This window comes from Burkholderia ubonensis subsp. mesacidophila (assembly GCF_002097715.1).
In the GTDB taxonomy this organism is placed as follows: domain Bacteria; phylum Pseudomonadota; class Gammaproteobacteria; order Burkholderiales; family Burkholderiaceae; genus Burkholderia; species Burkholderia mesacidophila.
The window spans coordinates 503,967-519,111 of the sequence record NZ_CP020737.1 but is presented as its reverse complement, the minus strand read 5'-3'; the positions used below and the strand labels follow the sequence as shown (position 1 = coordinate 519,111).

The 15,145-nt window shown below is 68.5% G+C and carries 10 protein-coding genes and 1 pseudogene; 7 read left to right on the top strand and 4 right to left on the bottom strand.

Going from position 1 to position 15,145, the window contains the following annotated elements; all coding sequences use genetic code 11:
• Positions 1–91 precede the first annotated feature (91 nt).
• Positions 92–604: an LEA/WHy family protein gene (locus tag B7P44_RS02460; RefSeq protein ID WP_084900263.1), complete on the bottom strand. Its 513-nt coding sequence runs from the start codon at positions 602–604 to the stop codon at positions 92–94.
• 632 nt (positions 605–1,236) lie between these two features.
• On the opposite strand from B7P44_RS02460, the gene B7P44_RS02450 reads away from it, so the two are divergent.
• Entirely contained in the window at positions 1,237–3,387 is a 2,151-nt protein-coding gene (locus tag B7P44_RS02450; protein WP_084900257.1) for a M1 family metallopeptidase, read from the top strand.
• A 144-nt stretch (positions 3,388–3,531) separates the two neighbouring features.
• On the opposite strand, the gene B7P44_RS02445 is transcribed toward B7P44_RS02450, so the two are convergent.
• Positions 3,532–4,416 (bottom strand): LysR family transcriptional regulator, encoded by an 885-nt coding sequence (locus B7P44_RS02445; RefSeq protein ID WP_084900254.1) that lies wholly within the window; start codon positions 4,414–4,416, stop codon positions 3,532–3,534.
• A gap of 158 nt (positions 4,417–4,574) precedes the next feature.
• Here B7P44_RS02445 and B7P44_RS02440 point away from each other — a divergent pair, with 158 nt between their 5' ends.
• Together B7P44_RS02440 and B7P44_RS02435 are read left to right on the top strand one after the other, a co-directional pair.
• Positions 4,575–5,552, top strand: coding sequence for a quinone oxidoreductase family protein (locus B7P44_RS02440; RefSeq protein WP_084900251.1), 978 nt, complete (start codon positions 4,575–4,577; stop codon positions 5,550–5,552).
• Between the two features lie 32 nt (positions 5,553–5,584).
• Positions 5,585–5,734 (top strand): annotated as a pseudogene (locus B7P44_RS02435) (DUF1427 family protein); the annotation flags it as partial.
• A 26-nt stretch (positions 5,735–5,760) separates the two neighbouring features.
• Here B7P44_RS02435 and B7P44_RS02430 read toward each other — a convergent pair.
• Complete coding sequence (locus B7P44_RS02430) at positions 5,761–6,777, bottom strand: transporter (protein WP_084900245.1); 1,017 nt, start codon at positions 6,775–6,777, stop codon at positions 5,761–5,763.
• Between the two features lie 199 nt (positions 6,778–6,976).
• Positions 6,977–7,960: a phage tail protein gene (locus B7P44_RS02425; protein WP_084900244.1), complete on the bottom strand. Its 984-nt coding sequence runs from the start codon at positions 7,958–7,960 to the stop codon at positions 6,977–6,979.
• Between the two features lie 122 nt (positions 7,961–8,082).
• Between B7P44_RS02425 and B7P44_RS02420 the strand changes: the two genes are divergently transcribed.
• The 4 genes from B7P44_RS02420 (at position 8,083) to B7P44_RS02405 (ending at position 15,110) form a co-directional block, all read left to right on the top strand.
• Positions 8,083–8,928, top strand: coding sequence for a M15 family metallopeptidase (locus tag B7P44_RS02420; protein WP_084900241.1), 846 nt, complete (start codon positions 8,083–8,085; stop codon positions 8,926–8,928).
• A gap of 302 nt (positions 8,929–9,230) precedes the next feature.
• Entirely contained in the window at positions 9,231–13,178 is a 3,948-nt protein-coding gene (gene tssM / locus B7P44_RS02415) for a type VI secretion system membrane subunit TssM (RefSeq protein WP_084900238.1), read from the top strand.
• On the top strand, positions 13,175–14,164 hold the full coding sequence (tagF, locus tag B7P44_RS02410) for a type VI secretion system-associated protein TagF (protein WP_084900235.1): 990 nt from the start codon (positions 13,175–13,177) through the stop codon (positions 14,162–14,164). The genes tssM and tagF overlap by 4 nt, the downstream gene beginning before the upstream one ends.
• Positions 14,165–14,168: 4 nt before the next feature.
• On the top strand, positions 14,169–15,110 hold the full coding sequence (locus B7P44_RS02405) for an OmpA family protein (RefSeq protein WP_084900232.1): 942 nt from the start codon (positions 14,169–14,171) through the stop codon (positions 15,108–15,110).
• The last annotated feature ends 35 nt before the right edge of the window (positions 15,111–15,145 follow it).

Sequence of the window (15,145 nt, the reverse complement as noted above, 5' to 3'; positions counted from 1 at the left end):
CGGCGCAAATGCGCCGTGCGGACGACACCTTACCCTGCTTTGGGTGACGCGGCAAAGCGCGGGCCCGTGCTGCAGCGCGTCGCGGCGACCATCATCCGCCCGACGCAGGCAGCGCAGGCAGCGCCGGCAGCGCCGGCAGCCGCAGCGTGCCCGCATCGGAAAAGTGCACGGCGCCGAGCGCGCCGCCCGCGAGCCGGCCGCGCAGCGCATACGGCATTTCGCCCGCCGACGCGGCGCCGGCCAGGTTCCACGCCTGCCGCGCCGCAGCGAACGCGGACACGGAGACCGGCACGTCGAGCACCGCCTCGCCGAAGCGCGGCACGACGCCCGCGCGATCGCTGACGCCGCTCGCGAACGGCTGGCCGTTCAGCTCCAGCGCCACCGCGATGCCGTTGTACTCGATCGGCGCATCGTTCGGGTTCTGCACGCGCAGCTTCAGCATGAAGCGCATCTCGAGCCCCTGCCCGACGAGCGGGTCGAGCCCCGCAACCGACACTCGCACCTGATCGTGCATCAGGCTCGCGCACCCGCCGAGCAGCAGCACGGCGACGATGAACGACAGCACGGCGCGCAGCGGCGCGGCGCGGAATGAAACCTGTGGCATGAGCAGCCTCCTCGCGGCGAACGATCCTCGCCGCATTGTACCGGGCACGCGCGGCGCACCGGATTTCGTAGTCCACGTGCATGCCGAATATGGTTAATACATTAAAACTACGAACTCGCGGACCAAACGGAAATGCAAATCCTTCGCTGTCATCGTGCAATGCAGCGCAAAAATTTCAATCGATGCAGATTCTAAATTTTTCGTTTCCTTTACTCAAAACCATCAAGTATATTGACCCATCCTTCGAGCAAGCCGACAAACCTTGTAGCTGCATGACGGCGATTTTACGGAACGGCACACGTGCGTTCCGGTCGCGCGGCGCATGGCCCGGCCCGCTCCATGGGTCGTCGATTCGACGGGGTTGCGCGCCCGCGCGGGCGCGCCGCCACGTGCCGCGCGCGCGAATTCCATTCAGTACAACGCGCGCCCGGGAAAATCGAACCGGCAAGTCAACCGACAAACGAGAATCAATAGGGGGCAACAAACCATGATTACCTTCACGTAGTCAGCCGGCCGTCTTTTCGAATAATCCGTCATTGGCGTTTCGCATCGCTGTTGATTAACGGCGGGGGAATGCTTTTGCCGGGCGTTTTCGCAGCACTGAACGATTCTTTCAATAATGAGGTTTCAGTATGTGGATGGACATTCGCAAGATGCGTTATCTGCCGATGGTCGCCGCGCTCGCGCTCGCCGGATGCGGCGGCGATGACGGCGGCGTCGGCTCGGCCTCCGCGCTCAGCGCGGCCGGCAACCCGAACGCGGCGTCGGCGCCTCAGCCGGCCGCTTCCAACGTCGACAAGAGCGTGCACCCGGTCGAGCTGCCCGACACCGTCGTGCCGGTCAACTACCGGCTGTGGTTCCGCCCGAACGACGCGCTGAACGCGTTCGACGGCCGCGCCGACGTCGAGATCAAGGTGCTCAAGCCGGTCAACGCGATCGTCGTCGCCGGCCACCGGATCAAGTTCACGAACGGCCGCGTCACGCTGCAGCCCGGCAACATCCAGCTGATCGCGACGCCGCAGGACAAGGGCGACTTCTACCAGCTGCGCCCGGTGAGCGGCACGATCTCGCCCGGCAGCTACTCGCTGCACATGGAGTGGTCGGGCATCATCAACTTCAAGACCTACGACGATCCGGTCAACCACACCGGCGGAAGCTGCGGCGACGATCCGTATCCGGGCTGCTCGGCCGCCGAAGGGGTGTTCCGCGTCGACCTGAAGAGCACCGACGGCACGACGAGCGGCGCGATCCTCACGCAGGGCGAAACCAACCTGTCGCGCCAGTGGTTCCCCGGCTGGGACGAGCCGGCGTTCCGCCCGACCTATGAAGTGACCGCCGAAGTGCCGCAGAACTGGCGCGTCGTGTCGAACGGGGCCGAAAAGCCGTCGACCAGCATCGGCGGCGGCTACAAGCTCGTGTCGTTCGAGAAGACCCCGCCGATGCCGTCGTACCTGGTGTTCTTCGGCGGCGGCCTGTTCGACACCTACGAGGACGACTTCACGAGCCCGCTGCCGGACGGCAAGGGCCTGCACCTGCGCGTGTTCACGCCGCCGGGCATGCGCACCTGGGCGCAGCCGGCGATGCAGCGGACCAAGCAGGCGCTCGACTTCTACTATCGCTATACGGGCATTCCGCTGCCGCTGAAGAAGTTCGACACGGTCGCCGCGAACGACGCGTTCAAGGCCGAGAAGAACCTGAACTTCGGCGGGATGGAGAACTGGGGCTCGATCCTCGAGTTCGCGGACGACATCCTGCCCGAACCGGGCAAGCCGATGTCGCACTACGGCAACCAGGTGCTGACGCATGAAGTCGCGCACCAGTGGTTCGGCGATCTCGTCACCGCCGACTGGTGGGACAACGTGTGGCTGAACGAGTCGTTCGCGCGGTTCTTCGAGGTGAAGACGACGATCCAGTTCTTCCCGGAAGAGTTCAGCTGGCTCGACCAGGTGACGAACAAGTATCGCGTGATCAACCGCGACATCGGCCCGAACGCGTTCCCGGTCGCGCCGAACTTCAACGGGTGGGCATCGAACGACTTCGTGGTGAGCGCGAGCGCGTTCGTCTACAACAAGGGCGCCCACGTGCTGAAGACGATCGAGAACTTCGTCGGCGAGCAGCCGCTGCGCCAGGGCCTGCAGCAGTACCTGACCGACTACTCGTTCGGCAACGGCACGCCGAAGCGCCTGTGGGACGCGGTGTCGAAGTCGACCGGCCAGGCCGTCGGCCCGATCGGCGACAGCTACACGCGCCAGACCGGCGTGCCGCTGGTCACGCTCGACACGCAGTGCGACCTGACGAAGAACCAGACCATCGTCACGCTGAAGCAGCAGCCGTTCCCGAACAAGAACCCGTATCCGGGCACGCAGTGGACGGTGCCGATCACGCTTGCGTACGGCCAGGGTCTCGCCAATCGCACGACGTACGCGCTGAAGGATCCGCAGGCGCAGATCCGGATCGACGGCTGCACGGGCGTGGTGGCGGACCCGAGCGGGCTCGACTACTACGTCGTGAACTATAGCGACGCGGCATGGAGCGGGCTGCTCACGCAGGTCAACCGTTCGACCGATCCGGTGCTGCTCGCGAACCTGAAGAGCGAAGCCGCGCTGCTGGTCGCGAACAACCTCGCGCCGGCCTCGCGCTCGACGTCGATCGGCTCGGTCGCCTCGCCGGCCGCGACGCTCCTGCGCATGACGCCGCGGACCAACGACCTCACGGCGCCGCAGGAACGTCCGGCACTGCGCTATCAGGGTACGTTCGCGCCGCGCAAGGTGCTCACGCAGTAACGCCTGTCCGTCCGGCGCCGCGCAGCCTGCGGCGCTGGCGGGCGGTCACGCTTCCCGCTGCTTCGACGGGCCTCGCACGCGAGGCCCGTTTTCATTGGCGTTCGCCCGTCACGTCCAGGCGGCATCCCACGCCGGCTGCGCGAACTAGGTGCCGAGGAACGCGACGAGCCGCGACGCGCGTGCGCTGCCGCGCGCCTGCTGGCGCAGCACGTGGATCGTCGCCCGCTCGGGCGTGGCCGCGTAGTGCGGCAGCACCGCCCGCAGCCGCCCCGCGCGCAGCGCGTCGGCCGCGAGCCAGGTCGGCAGGTGCGCGAGACCGAGCCCTTCGATCGCGGCCTCGAGCAACGCTTCCGAATGATTGCTGCGAAACCGCGGCTGCGCGGGCGCGTAACGGCGCCCGTCGAATTGCCATGCGCCCGGCGGCGGCGCCCCGTGCCACGCGAGGCAGTCGTGCGCGGCCAGCACGTCGGGCGACCCGGGCTCGCCGCGCCGCGCGAGGTAGTCCGGGCTCGCGCACAGCACCCGCCGCTGCGGCGCGAGCACGGTCGCGACGAACCGGGTGTCCTCGAGCGGGCCGATGCGCACCGCGAGATCCACTTCGGAGCCGAGCCGCGCGCCCTGCAGGTCGACCATGCTGTCCGTCAGCACCAACTCGACCTGCAGCGCGGGATGACGCCGCATGAACGCGACGAGCGCGGCCATCAGGTGCAGGCGGCCGAACGGCGCCGGGCAATCGACGCGCAGCAGGCCGCTCGGCTCGCTGTGCTGGCTGTGCAGGTCCTCCTGCAAGCCGCGCATCTCGGCGAGCATCCGCGTCGCGCGCGCATACAGCAGCTGCCCGGCCTCGGTCGGCTTGAGCGCATGGGTGGTGCGGTGCAGGAGGCGGATCCCGAGCTGCACCTCGAGCTGGTCGATGCGCCGCGTGACCGACGACGCGGCGACGCCCAGCCGGCGCGCGGCCGCCGAGAAGCTCTGCTGCTCGACCACGTCGACGAACAGCGACAGATGAGGTGAAAGAAAGTCGTCCATAAGTGATCCGTGTTGGCGCTTGCCTGTGCGTACAGCGCAAAGCAATCCTGCGCCTTTGCATGTTTCCGCGTCAAATCCGGACCACTAGACTGCGTGCATCCGATCCACTTCACGCGCCGGCCCGCCGGGCGGGCGCGGCATCCGTCAAGGAGCCCACCATGCGCAGTCTCCGTTTCGAAGCCCCCGCCGCCGACATCGAGTCGCTCGATGCGCGCGTCAGGGAGATTCCGCAACCCGTGCCGGCGACCGGCCAGATGCTGATCGAGGTCCGCGCGGCCGGCGTCAACCCGAGCGACGTCAAGGCCGCGCTCGGCTACATGCCGCACGCGGTCTGGCCGCGCACGCCGGGGCGCGACTGGGCCGGCATCGTGCGCAGCGGCCCTGCCGACTGGATCGACGCCGAAGTGTGGGGATCGGGCGGCGACCTCGGCGTGCGGCGCGACGGCTCGCACGCGCAATGGCTGCTGCTCGACGCGGCGCACGTGCGCCGCAAGCCGCGTGCGCTGACCCTCGACGAGGCGGCGGGCGTCGGCGTGCCGTTCGTCACCGCGCATGAAGGGCTGCGCCGCGCCGGGATGCCGGAAGCCGGCGACGTCGTGCTGGTGTTCGGCGCGAACGGCAAGGTCGGCCAGGCGGCGATCCAGCTTGCGACCGCGCGCGGCGCGACCGTGATCGGTGTCGAGCGCGGCCCGGGGCGCTATCGCGGCCATGCGTCGGGCGACGTGCGCTTGATCGACGCATCGAGCCGGCCCGTCGCCGACGCGGTGCGTGCCGCGACGGGCGGCCGCGGCGCGGACATCGTCTACAACACGGTCGGCAGCCCGTATTTCGACGCGGCCAACGCGTCGATGGCGGTCGGCGCACGGCAGATCTTCATCTCGACGATCGAGCGCAGCATGCCGTTCGACATCTTCGCGTTCTATCGCGGCCAGCACACGTACGTGGGCGTCGATTCGCTGCAGCTCGACGGCGCCACCGTCGCGCGGACCCTCGACACGCTCGCGCCCGGTTTCGAGGATGGCACGTTGCGCGCGTTCCCGATCGGCGACGACCACGTGTACCCGCTCGAACGCGCGCACGACGCATACCGGGCCGTGCTCGCCGGCGCGCGCGAACGCGTCGTCATCCAGCCCTGATGCCGCGCGAACCGGAATCGAAGGAGACAGCCATGACGGACTATCTGATCTCGCTCGCGGTGGGCCTCGGCGTCGGCGTGCTGTACGCGCTGCTCCACGTGCGCTCGCCGGCCCCGCCGCTCGTCGCGCTCGTCGGCCTGCTCGGGATGGTGATCGGCGAACGCGCGATCGCGCTGCTGCGCTGAGCGCGCCGGAGGCGCAGCGGCCGCTAGCGGTCGTTGCGCCGCCAGAACGCCCACCACGCGGCGAGCCCCGTGAAGCCGGCGACGAGCAGCACCATCAGCCAGAAGCCGTGCTTGTTCTCCGAGAACGGAATCCCGCCGACGTTCATCCCGAAGAAGCCCGCGACGATGTTGATCGGCAGCGCGATCACGGTCACGAGCGTCAGCGTGAACAGCGTGCGGTTGTTCTGCTCGTCGAGGCGCGAGCCGATCTCTTCCTGCAGCAGCTTGATCCGTTCGACGAGCCCGGCGAGATCGGCGAGCACCAGCGAGAATTCCTCGGTCGACTCGCGCAGCTCCTGCACGTCCTCCGCATGCAGCCACGCGGGGGGCTTCGCGAGCAGCCGGAAGATCGAGCCCGGCTCCGGCGCGAGCATGCGCTGCAGCCGCGTCAGCGTGCGGCGCATCGCGCCGAGCTCGACGCGGCTCGCGGTCAGGCGCTGCGACAGGAAGCGATCCTCGATGCGGTCGACGTCGACGCTCGTGCGCCGCACGATCCGGATCAGCAGGTCGGCCTGGTCGCGCAGCAGATGCACGAGCAGCTCCGCAGGCGAACGGAAGCGCTCGCCGTCGCGCACGCTCGCGCGCAAGGTGTCGACCGAGCGCAGCGGCTTGAGCCGCGCGGTGACCATGATGCGTCGCTCGACGTGGACGAACAGCGTCGCGATCTCCGACGGCGTCAGTTCGAGATTGAACATCACGTCGTTGACGATCGCGCGCAGCGCGCCGTCTTCCTGTTCAATGCGGGTCGAGCGCGACCCTTCGTGCAGGAATTCGAAGAAGCTGCCGGGCAGCCCGAGGTGCGTGCGCATCCAGCGCTCGCTCGCGCCGTGCGCGAGGTTGAAGTGCAGCCAGACGAACGCGTCGTCGGGCGCGGCGGCGCGATGCCCGCGCAGCCAATCGGCGGCGGCCTCGGCGTCGAGCATCGCCCCCGGCTCGCCGGGCATGAACCGGAACCCGCACACCATGCCGGAGGTATCCGCGCCGTAAGTCTGTACGATCATGTCGAAGGTCGAGCGGCGCGCGGCGGCCGGGCATCGTCGGCGGGCGCGCCGCCCGCGCCCGGACGCCGCGCAGGGAAAGGAACCACGACGTATGCCCGACCGATGTGGCGTTTTCGTGACGCTGTCACGTACGGCGTCGCGGCGTCGAAAGCACAGCGCCGCCCGGTGGGCGGCGCGATGCGTCGGAAACGAGAGCGGCTTACTGGCGGTTCTGCGACTGCGCGGCGGACGGGCACGCGGGATCCTTGCCCCAGTGGCCGTCGCACACGCGCCACCGGCACAGCTGATCCTCGAAGAAACCGCGTTCCGAACACTCCTTCACGCGCGCGGCGAGCGTCGCGCCCCCCGCCGTCGCGGCGGTCTTGGCCGGCGCGGCCTGCGCGTCGGTCGCGGCGGGCTTCTTGTCGGCCGGCTTCGTGCGCGCGACGAGCGCCGCGAGCAGGTCGGCATCCGGATCGTCCTTCGCGCCCTGCTTCGCAGCCGCCGTGCGCGCCGATGCGTCACGACGTTTCTTCGCCAGCGCGGCTTCGGCCTGCTGCTCCTTGCGACGCTTCCTGGCCTCGGCTTTCGCTTCAGCCTTTGCTTCGGCCTTCGCGCGCGCGGCGTCGCTCTTGCTGCGGGCGGCGACCGTGGCGGCCGTGGCCGTCGATTTCGCGCCCTTCGCGGCGTCGGCTTTGGGACCTGCGGCTGCGGCCGGCGCGGCGCCCGACGCAGCGGCGCCCGACGCGTCGTCGGCGCCGCCCGCGAGCGCGCGCGACAGTCGGCTGTTGTCCGCGGCGGGCGCGGACGATGCGGATGCAACGGTTCGGGAAGCAGCGTCGTCATTGACGATCGTGGCGGGCTGCGGCGCGCTCGCGGCACGCTGCGCGACCTGCGGCGCAACGGCGCTGGCGGGCGCGGCCTTCGCCGGCACCGGCACCGGCACGGCGGGCGCGGCAGCCACTGCCGTGGGGGCGTCGTCCGCCTGCTGCATGCGCCACGCGCCCCAGCCGCCGACCGCGACCACGAGCGCGACGACGGCTGCGATCGGCGCCTTCAGCGAACGGCGCGGCGGTTCGGGCTGCTGCGCGACGCGTCCCTCCAGGTTCGCGAGAATCCGCGAATGCTGGGACCCGTCGGCCTGGTTCGTGTCGGACAGCAGGCTGGGCGGAGTCTTTGAATTCGAATTGTCCGGCGCACTCATTCAGTGTCTCATTGAATCCTGGTTTAATTCGCCGCGATAATATAGCCCGGCCTCTCAGAGCAGGCCTGATTCTAAGAGCAAGCATTCCAAAACACAATCAATTCCAATTTCCGGGGATTTCGTTGATTGCCGTCGCACTCGTCGCCTATTTCGCCCTTGCAGTCGCCATCGCGGCGCTGCTGCTTTTACCCGGCATCCGGGCGACCGTTTTCGAATCCGTGGCTCAGTTTCACGGCCGTCTCACGCGCCGCGCGAGCGATCGCGCCAATCGCACCCGCAGTCAGATTGTTAAATCGGCAAGCGTTACCCGGGGTGCTTTAAACGATGTGCAAAATTTACTTGTCCGGCGGCGCTTGCTGATTATGGTGTCGACAGGTATTCTTGCGACGCCGCCATTGGTCGCCATTGCGTTGCGCGGCCGGCAATTATTCCAGTTCGACGACACGGCGCGCGCGCCTGACGAGAAAATCGCCGCCCTGCTGGAGGGCGAGCAGCTCGTGCCACCCCCGCCGTTGCCGCCGGAAGTCTTTGCCACCAAGGAAGTCGAGCAGGTGCGGCCGGCGCTGAAGGACGCCAGCCGCGACTGGAACCTGCTGGACCCGGATTTCCGCACGCGCTTGCTGCTGGTCTACAAGATCATGCGCGAGCAGCACGGTTATGAAATGGCATTGCTGGAAGGTTACCGGAGCCCGGAACGGCAAAACCGGCTGGCGCAAATGGGCAGCAACGTGACCAATGCGGCGGCGTTCCAGAGTTATCACCAATTCGGGCTGGCGTCCGACAACGCGTTCCTGCGCGACGGCAAGCTGGTCATTTCCGAGAAAGATCCGTGGGCGATGCGCGGCTACCAGTTATACGGACAGACCGCCGAACAGGTCGGCCTGACCTGGGGCGGACGCTGGAAAATGATGGATCTGGGGCACGTCGAATACCATAAACCCGGTTTTAAACTGGGACGCGGCAGCTAGCCAGGGCTGGCCGGACAGGAAATAATGAGGGCGGCATGGGGCTTTTTAATATCCCGGCAGGAAACGATATGGGCGGTGCAATCGGTCGTGCATTCCGGTGCGCGATTTTCTCGGGCCGCCGGCCCCGTTTTAAATCTCACAGCGTCCTTTCACTAATGCGCGCGCCTTCCCCGATGCCGCGAGCGCATTGATGCCGGCCTCTTTCACCCCGTTTGACAGCATGGCGACACATCGCGGCGCCACCCTTGCCGCTCGGCGCGCCTGCGTCGCCTCATCGAATCGCACCGGAACCTGAACGTCCTATGCAACGCATCCTCAACGTGCTGACTCACCCGCGTACGCTCTCGATCGTCGGGATCGTCGCGCTCGCGGCGATCCTCTTCATCGTCGCCGATACGCTGCAGCTGCCGCTCCTGTGGGCGGCGCTCGCGTTCGCGGCGATCCTCGTGCTGTGGCTCGGCGTCGCGTTGTGGCGCCGCTGGCGCGTGAAGCGCGCGAACCGCCAGCTCGGCGAGATGCTCGAGGAACAGGCGGAAACCGGCAAGATCACCGCGCCTGCCGCCGCCGCAGCCGCGACGGACGCGAAGACGGCCGACCTCGACGTGCTGCGCACGCGCCTGTCCGATGCGGTGAAGACGATCAAGACGTCGAAGATCGGCCAGGTGTCGGGCGGCTCCGCGCTGTACGAACTGCCGTGGTACATCGTGATCGGCAACCCGGCCGCGGGCAAGAGCAGCGCGGTGATCAACTCCGGCCTGCAGTTCCCGTTCGCGGACAAGAACAGCGCGGTGATCCACGGCATCGGCGGCACCCGCAACTGCGACTGGTTCTTCACGACCGAAGGCATCCTGCTCGACACCGCGGGCCGCTACTCGGTGCACGAGGAAGACCGCAGCGAGTGGCTCGGCTTCCTCGGCCTGCTCAAGCGCTACCGCCCGAAGGCACCGATCAACGGCATCATCGTCACCGCGAGCATCGCCGAACTCACCGGCAACCGCCCCGAATTCGCGATCAACCTCGCGAAAAACCTGCGCCAGCGCGTGCAGGAGCTGACCGAGAAGCTCGAAGTGTTCGCGCCGGTCTACGTGATGTTCACGAAGGCCGACCTGATCACCGGCTTCACCGAGTTCTTCAGCAGCAGCGACAAGCACGAATACGACCGCGTGTGGGGCGCCACCCTCCCCTACGAGCCGGACGAGAAGCGCGACGTCGTCGCGCAGTTCGACGAGCGCTTCGAGGAGCTGTACGACGGGCTGAAGGAGATCAGCGTCGCGCAGCTGTCGCTGTCGCGCGGCAACCTGGCGTCGCCGGGCCAGCTGAGCTTCCCGCTCGAGTTCTCGACGATCAAGCCGGCGCTGCGCGCGTTCCTCGCGACGCTGTTCGAGAACAACCCGTTCCAGTACAAGCCGATCTTCCGCGGCTTCTACTTCACCAGCGCGCTGCAGGAAGGCGAGACCAGCAGCGCCGCCGCGCAGCGCATCGCGCACCGCTTCGGCCTCGACGCAAACGCGCTGCCGAAGCCGCACAGCGCGTTCTCGAAGAACGGCTTCTTCCTGCGCGACCTGTTCTCGAAGGTGATCTTCGCCGACCGCCAGACGGTGCGCCAGTTCGCGAGCCCGACCAAGACGCGCCTGCGCTACGCGACCTTCTTCGGCTTCGTCGCGGCGCTTGCGCTCGCGCTCGGCGGCTGGACCTGGTCGACGATCGGCAACCAGCAGCTGGTCGCGAACGTGCAGGCCGACCTCGACAACGTCACGCGCATGCAGCAGGGCCGCAACGACCTGCAGTCGCGCCTGCAGGCGATGGACATCCTCGAGGACCGCATCGAACAGCTCGAGCAGTTCCGCCGCGACAAGCCGGTGTCGGTGTCGCTCGGCCTCTACCAGGGCGACCGCCTCGAGCAGCACCTGCTGACCGAGTACTACAACGGCGTGCGCCAGGTCCTGCTGAACCCGGTGTCGCAGAACCTCGCGTCGTTCCTGAAGGACGTGAACGCGCACCCGGACCAGCTCGTGCCGATGACGCGCCCGCCGGAGTCCGGCGCCGTGCAAGGCGGCGCCATCCCGGTCTCGACGAACGCGGCAGGGGCCTCGGCGCAGCCGGGCGCCGCCGCGCAGCCTGGCGCCGCCGCGCAGCCGGCCGCCGCGCCGCAGGGCGGCCTGTACAGCGACGCGTCGCCGACCAACGTGCAGGACGCGTACAACGCGCTGAAGACCTACCTGATGCTGTCCGACAAGCGCCACGTCGAGCAGGCGCACCTGACCGACCAGGTCGCGCGCTTCTGGCGCGGCTGGCTGGAGACGAATCGCGGCAACATGCCGCGCGACGAGATGATCCGCAGCGCCGAGCGCATGATCTCGTTCTACCTCGCGCGCGTGAACGACAACGACTGGCCGATGATCGAAGCGAACCTCTCGCTCGTCGACCAGACCCGCGAGAACCTGCGCCGCGTCGTGCGCGGCATGCCGGCCCGCCAGCGCGTGTATGAGGAAATCAAGGCCCGCGCGTCGACCCGCTTCGCGCCGATGACCATCGCGCGCATCGTCGGCGACGGCAACGGCGGCCTGATCGCCGGCAGCTACGCGATCCCCGGCACGTTCACGCGCGACGCGTGGTTCGACTACGTGCAGCCGGCGATCCGCGATGCGGCGACCAAGGAACTGCAGGCGAAGGACTGGGTGCTGAACACGTCGACGCAGGACGACCTGACGCTCGAGGGCAGCCCCGAGCAGATCCAGAAGACGCTCGTCGGCATGTACAAGACCGAGTACGCGCAGCACTGGCAGAAGTTCATGCAGGGCATCGCCGTGCAGGGCTTCAGCAGCTTCGGGCAGGCCGTCGACGGGATGAACCGCCTGGGCGACCCGCAGGATTCGCCGATCCGCAAGGTGCTCGAGACCGCGTACGACCAGACCTCGTGGGACAACCCGTCGCTCGCGAACGCGACGATCAAGAAGGCGCAGACGGGCGTCGTGAACTGGTTCAAGCAGCTGTTCACGCGCACGAAGGCGGGCCAGGTGGCGGCCGCCAACATCGACATCAACGGCAATCCGGCCGAGGTGCCGATGGGCCCGGTCGGCCAGGAGTTCGTCGGCCTCGCGCGGATCGTCGCGGCGCATGACGGCACGTCGCTGCTGAAGGGCTACATGGACACGCTGTCGAAGGTCCGCACGCGCTTCAACGTGATCAAGAACCAGGGCGATCCGGGCCCCGGCGCGCGCCAGCTGATGCAGCAGACGCTCGACGGCAACGGCTCGGAACTGGCGGATTCGCTGAAGTTCGTCGACGAGCAGATGCTGACCGGCCTGACCGACACGCAACGCAAGTCGCTGCGTCCGCTGCTGGTGCGGCCGCTGATGCAGGCGTTCTCGGTCGTGATCCAGCCGGCCAGCGCGGAAGTCAACAAGGTGTGGAACGCGCAGGTCTACCAGCCGTTCCAGGGCTCGCTCGCGACCAAGTACCCGTTCGCGGCGAGCGCGAAGGTCGAGGCCGGCGCCAGCGAGATCGCGCAGGTGTTCGGTCCGGACGGCTCGATCGCGAAGTTCGTCGGCACGACGCTCGGGCCGCTCGCGGTGCGCCGCGGCGACACGCTCGCGGCCCGCACCTGGGGCGACATGGGCCTTGCGCTCGCGCCGGACTTCACGAACGGCTTCGCGCGCTGGGTCGCGCCGCTCGCGGGCGGCGCGGCGGGCGCGGGCGGCGGCGGCGCGTCGTCGGAACCGCAGACCGTGTTCCAGATCCTGCCGCAGCCGAGCAGCGGCACGACCGAGTACACCGTCGCGATCGACGGCCAGCAGCTGCGCTACCGCAACACGCCGCCGCAGTGGACCAACTTCGTGTGGCCGAACCCGCAGGGCTCGCCGGGCGCGACGCTGTCGGCGACCACCTTCGACGGCCGCACGATCCAGCTCGTCAACGAGCCGGGCCGCTACGGTCTCGAGAAGCTGATCAACTCCGCGCAGCGCAAGCGCCGTCCGGACGGCACCTTCGACCTCACGTGGACGCAAGGCAACGTGAACGTGTCGGTCACGATGCGCATCATCAGCACGTCGCAGCCGACGGGCGGCGGCGGCGACCAGCCGCAGCAGCAGAGCCTGCGCGGCCTGCGCCTGCCGTCGTCGGTCGCCGATGTCGGCGCCGGCTCGGCCCTCAACGCCACCGCCCAGCCGGGCGCGGGCGCGTCGGGCGCGTCGGGCGCCGCCCCGGCCGTTGCAGCCGCCACCGCATCGAACGCACCGGGGGCGCAATGACGCAAACCGTTCAGGCGCAGATCGCCTACTTCGGCAAGATTCCGTCGCGCGGCGACTTCGTCAAAAGCCCGCACAACCCGCAGCTGCTGCAGACGCTCGACCACTGGATCGCGCAGGCGCTCGAGCTGCTCGCCGAGGACCCGCGCTGGAAGATCGTCTACGAAGGCGCGCAGCCGATGCATTTCGCGTTCCTCGGCTCGCGCAGCCGGCTCGCGATCGCCGGGCACATGGTCGCGAGCCACGACGTGTCGATGCGACGCTTCCCGTTCCTCGGCGCGGCCGCGCTCGAAGTCGACCGGCCGGTCGCATTCCTCGCGCGCAGCCCGCTCGCGTTCGCACGGCTGTGGTCGCGCGTCGCGCAGCAGATGCCGGCGCTGCTCGGCAAGGAAGAGCCGCCCGGCGCGCTGCAGGCGCTCGGCGACACGCAGGTGCCGATCGAGATCGGCGGCCCCGGCAACGCGCACGACGGCACGTTCAACGATTTCATCGAGCACCAGTCGCTGTACGGCCTCGAGCAGATGCTGCTCGCGAGCGGCCACCCGGTGCGGCTGCGCGGCGCGATGCTCGCGCTCGGCTCGCTGCTGCGCCCGGTGATGCAGAGCGGCTCGTCGCACATCGAGCGCGGCCTCACGCTGCCGCTGCCGGTCGACCCGTTCTACCGCAGTCTCGTCGCGGCGTTCTGGCTCGAACTGATCGCGCCCTTCATCGCGCAGGCCGATTTCGAACTCGCGATCTTCATGGGCTCGATCGCCGAACGCGAACGGCTCATCATCGGCTTCAACGGCGCGTCGGCGAAAACGCTGCTGAGCGTCGTCGACCCGCAGACCTACGCCGCCCACAACATCGACATCGACGATCCGGAGTGGATCGACGCCCATGCGCAAAACGATCAACAGATCAGCAAGCTCGTCAGCTACCTCGACCAACCGCAACTGTCCCTGCGTTTCGCGATCGACGCGTTCCGCGAAGCATTCATCGGAGGCTGACGGCATGCGCAACACGAATCACGCCCGCCGCGCGCGCTTCTCGCCCGTCCTCGCCGCCCTCCTCGCCGCCGGCCTGCTCGCCGGTGGCGCCAGCAGCTTCGCGCAGAACAGCGGCGCGACCGTCACGCCGGTCGGCAACGGCAACGTCACGGCGACCGCGCTGCCCGCCGCTCCCGCGTCGCTGACCTCCGGCACGGCCGCGCACCCGGCCGCCGCGACGACGACATTGGCGCCGCCGCCGGCGAACGCGACGCCCGGCCAGGTCGTCGTCGGCGGCAAGGTGCCCGACGAGGCGACCAAGGCCGGCGTTCTGCAGAAGCTGCGCGACACCTATGGCGCCGCCAACGTCGTCGACCAGATCGAGATCGGCGATGTCGCGACGCCGCCGAACTGGAGCGCGAACGTGCAGAAGCTGATCGGCCCGCAGCTCAAGCAGATCAGCAAGGGGCAGCTGAAGATCGACGGCACGCAGATCGACATGAAGGGCGAGGTGCACAACGAGGCGCAGCGCCAGCAGCTCGCGAGCGACATGGCGAACACGCTGAACCCGACCTACACGATCAAGAACGGGCTGCGCGTGTCGGCGTCCGAGCAGGGGCTGCTCGACCAGACGCTCGCGAACCGCACGATCGAGTTCGAGACCGGCAGCGCGACGCTCACGCCGCAGGGCAAGGTGGTGCTCGACCAGATGGCCGCGGCGCTGTCGAAGATGCCGAACCGCACGGTCGATCTCATCGGTCATACCGACAACTCGGGGAATCGCACGTCGAACATCGCGCTGAGCCAGGCGCGCGCCGATGCGGTGAAGGGCTACCTGATCACGAAGGGGATCGCGTCGCAGCAGATGACGACGACGGGCGTGGGCCCGGATCAGCCGATCGCGCCGAATGATACGGCCGAAGGGCGGGCGCGGAATCGACGGATTGATTTCCGGGTGGGGCAGTAAGCAGGCCGCCGGCTCCATGGCGGGCCGGCGCGACG

Excerpts from the sequence above, each read along its gene's own strand:
- tagF (WP_084900235.1), top strand. The coding sequence starts at position 13,175 with ATGACGCAAACCGTTCAGGCGCAGATCGCCTACTTCGGCAAGATTCCG.
- B7P44_RS02440 (WP_084900251.1), top strand. The coding sequence starts at position 4,575 with ATGCGCAGTCTCCGTTTCGAAGCCCCCGCCGCCGACATCGAGTCGCTC.
- B7P44_RS02445 (WP_084900254.1), bottom strand. The coding sequence starts at position 4,416 with ATGGACGACTTTCTTTCACCTCATCTGTCGCTGTTCGTCGACGTGGTC.
- B7P44_RS02450 (WP_084900257.1), top strand. The coding sequence starts at position 1,237 with ATGTGGATGGACATTCGCAAGATGCGTTATCTGCCGATGGTCGCCGCG.
- B7P44_RS02430 (WP_084900245.1), bottom strand. The coding sequence starts at position 6,777 with ATGATCGTACAGACTTACGGCGCGGATACCTCCGGCATGGTGTGCGGG.
- B7P44_RS02425 (WP_084900244.1), bottom strand. The coding sequence starts at position 7,960 with ATGAGTGCGCCGGACAATTCGAATTCAAAGACTCCGCCCAGCCTGCTG.
- tssM (WP_084900238.1), top strand. The coding sequence starts at position 9,231 with ATGCAACGCATCCTCAACGTGCTGACTCACCCGCGTACGCTCTCGATC.
- B7P44_RS02460 (WP_084900263.1), bottom strand. The coding sequence starts at position 604 with ATGCCACAGGTTTCATTCCGCGCCGCGCCGCTGCGCGCCGTGCTGTCG.
- B7P44_RS02405 (WP_084900232.1), top strand. The coding sequence starts at position 14,169 with ATGCGCAACACGAATCACGCCCGCCGCGCGCGCTTCTCGCCCGTCCTC.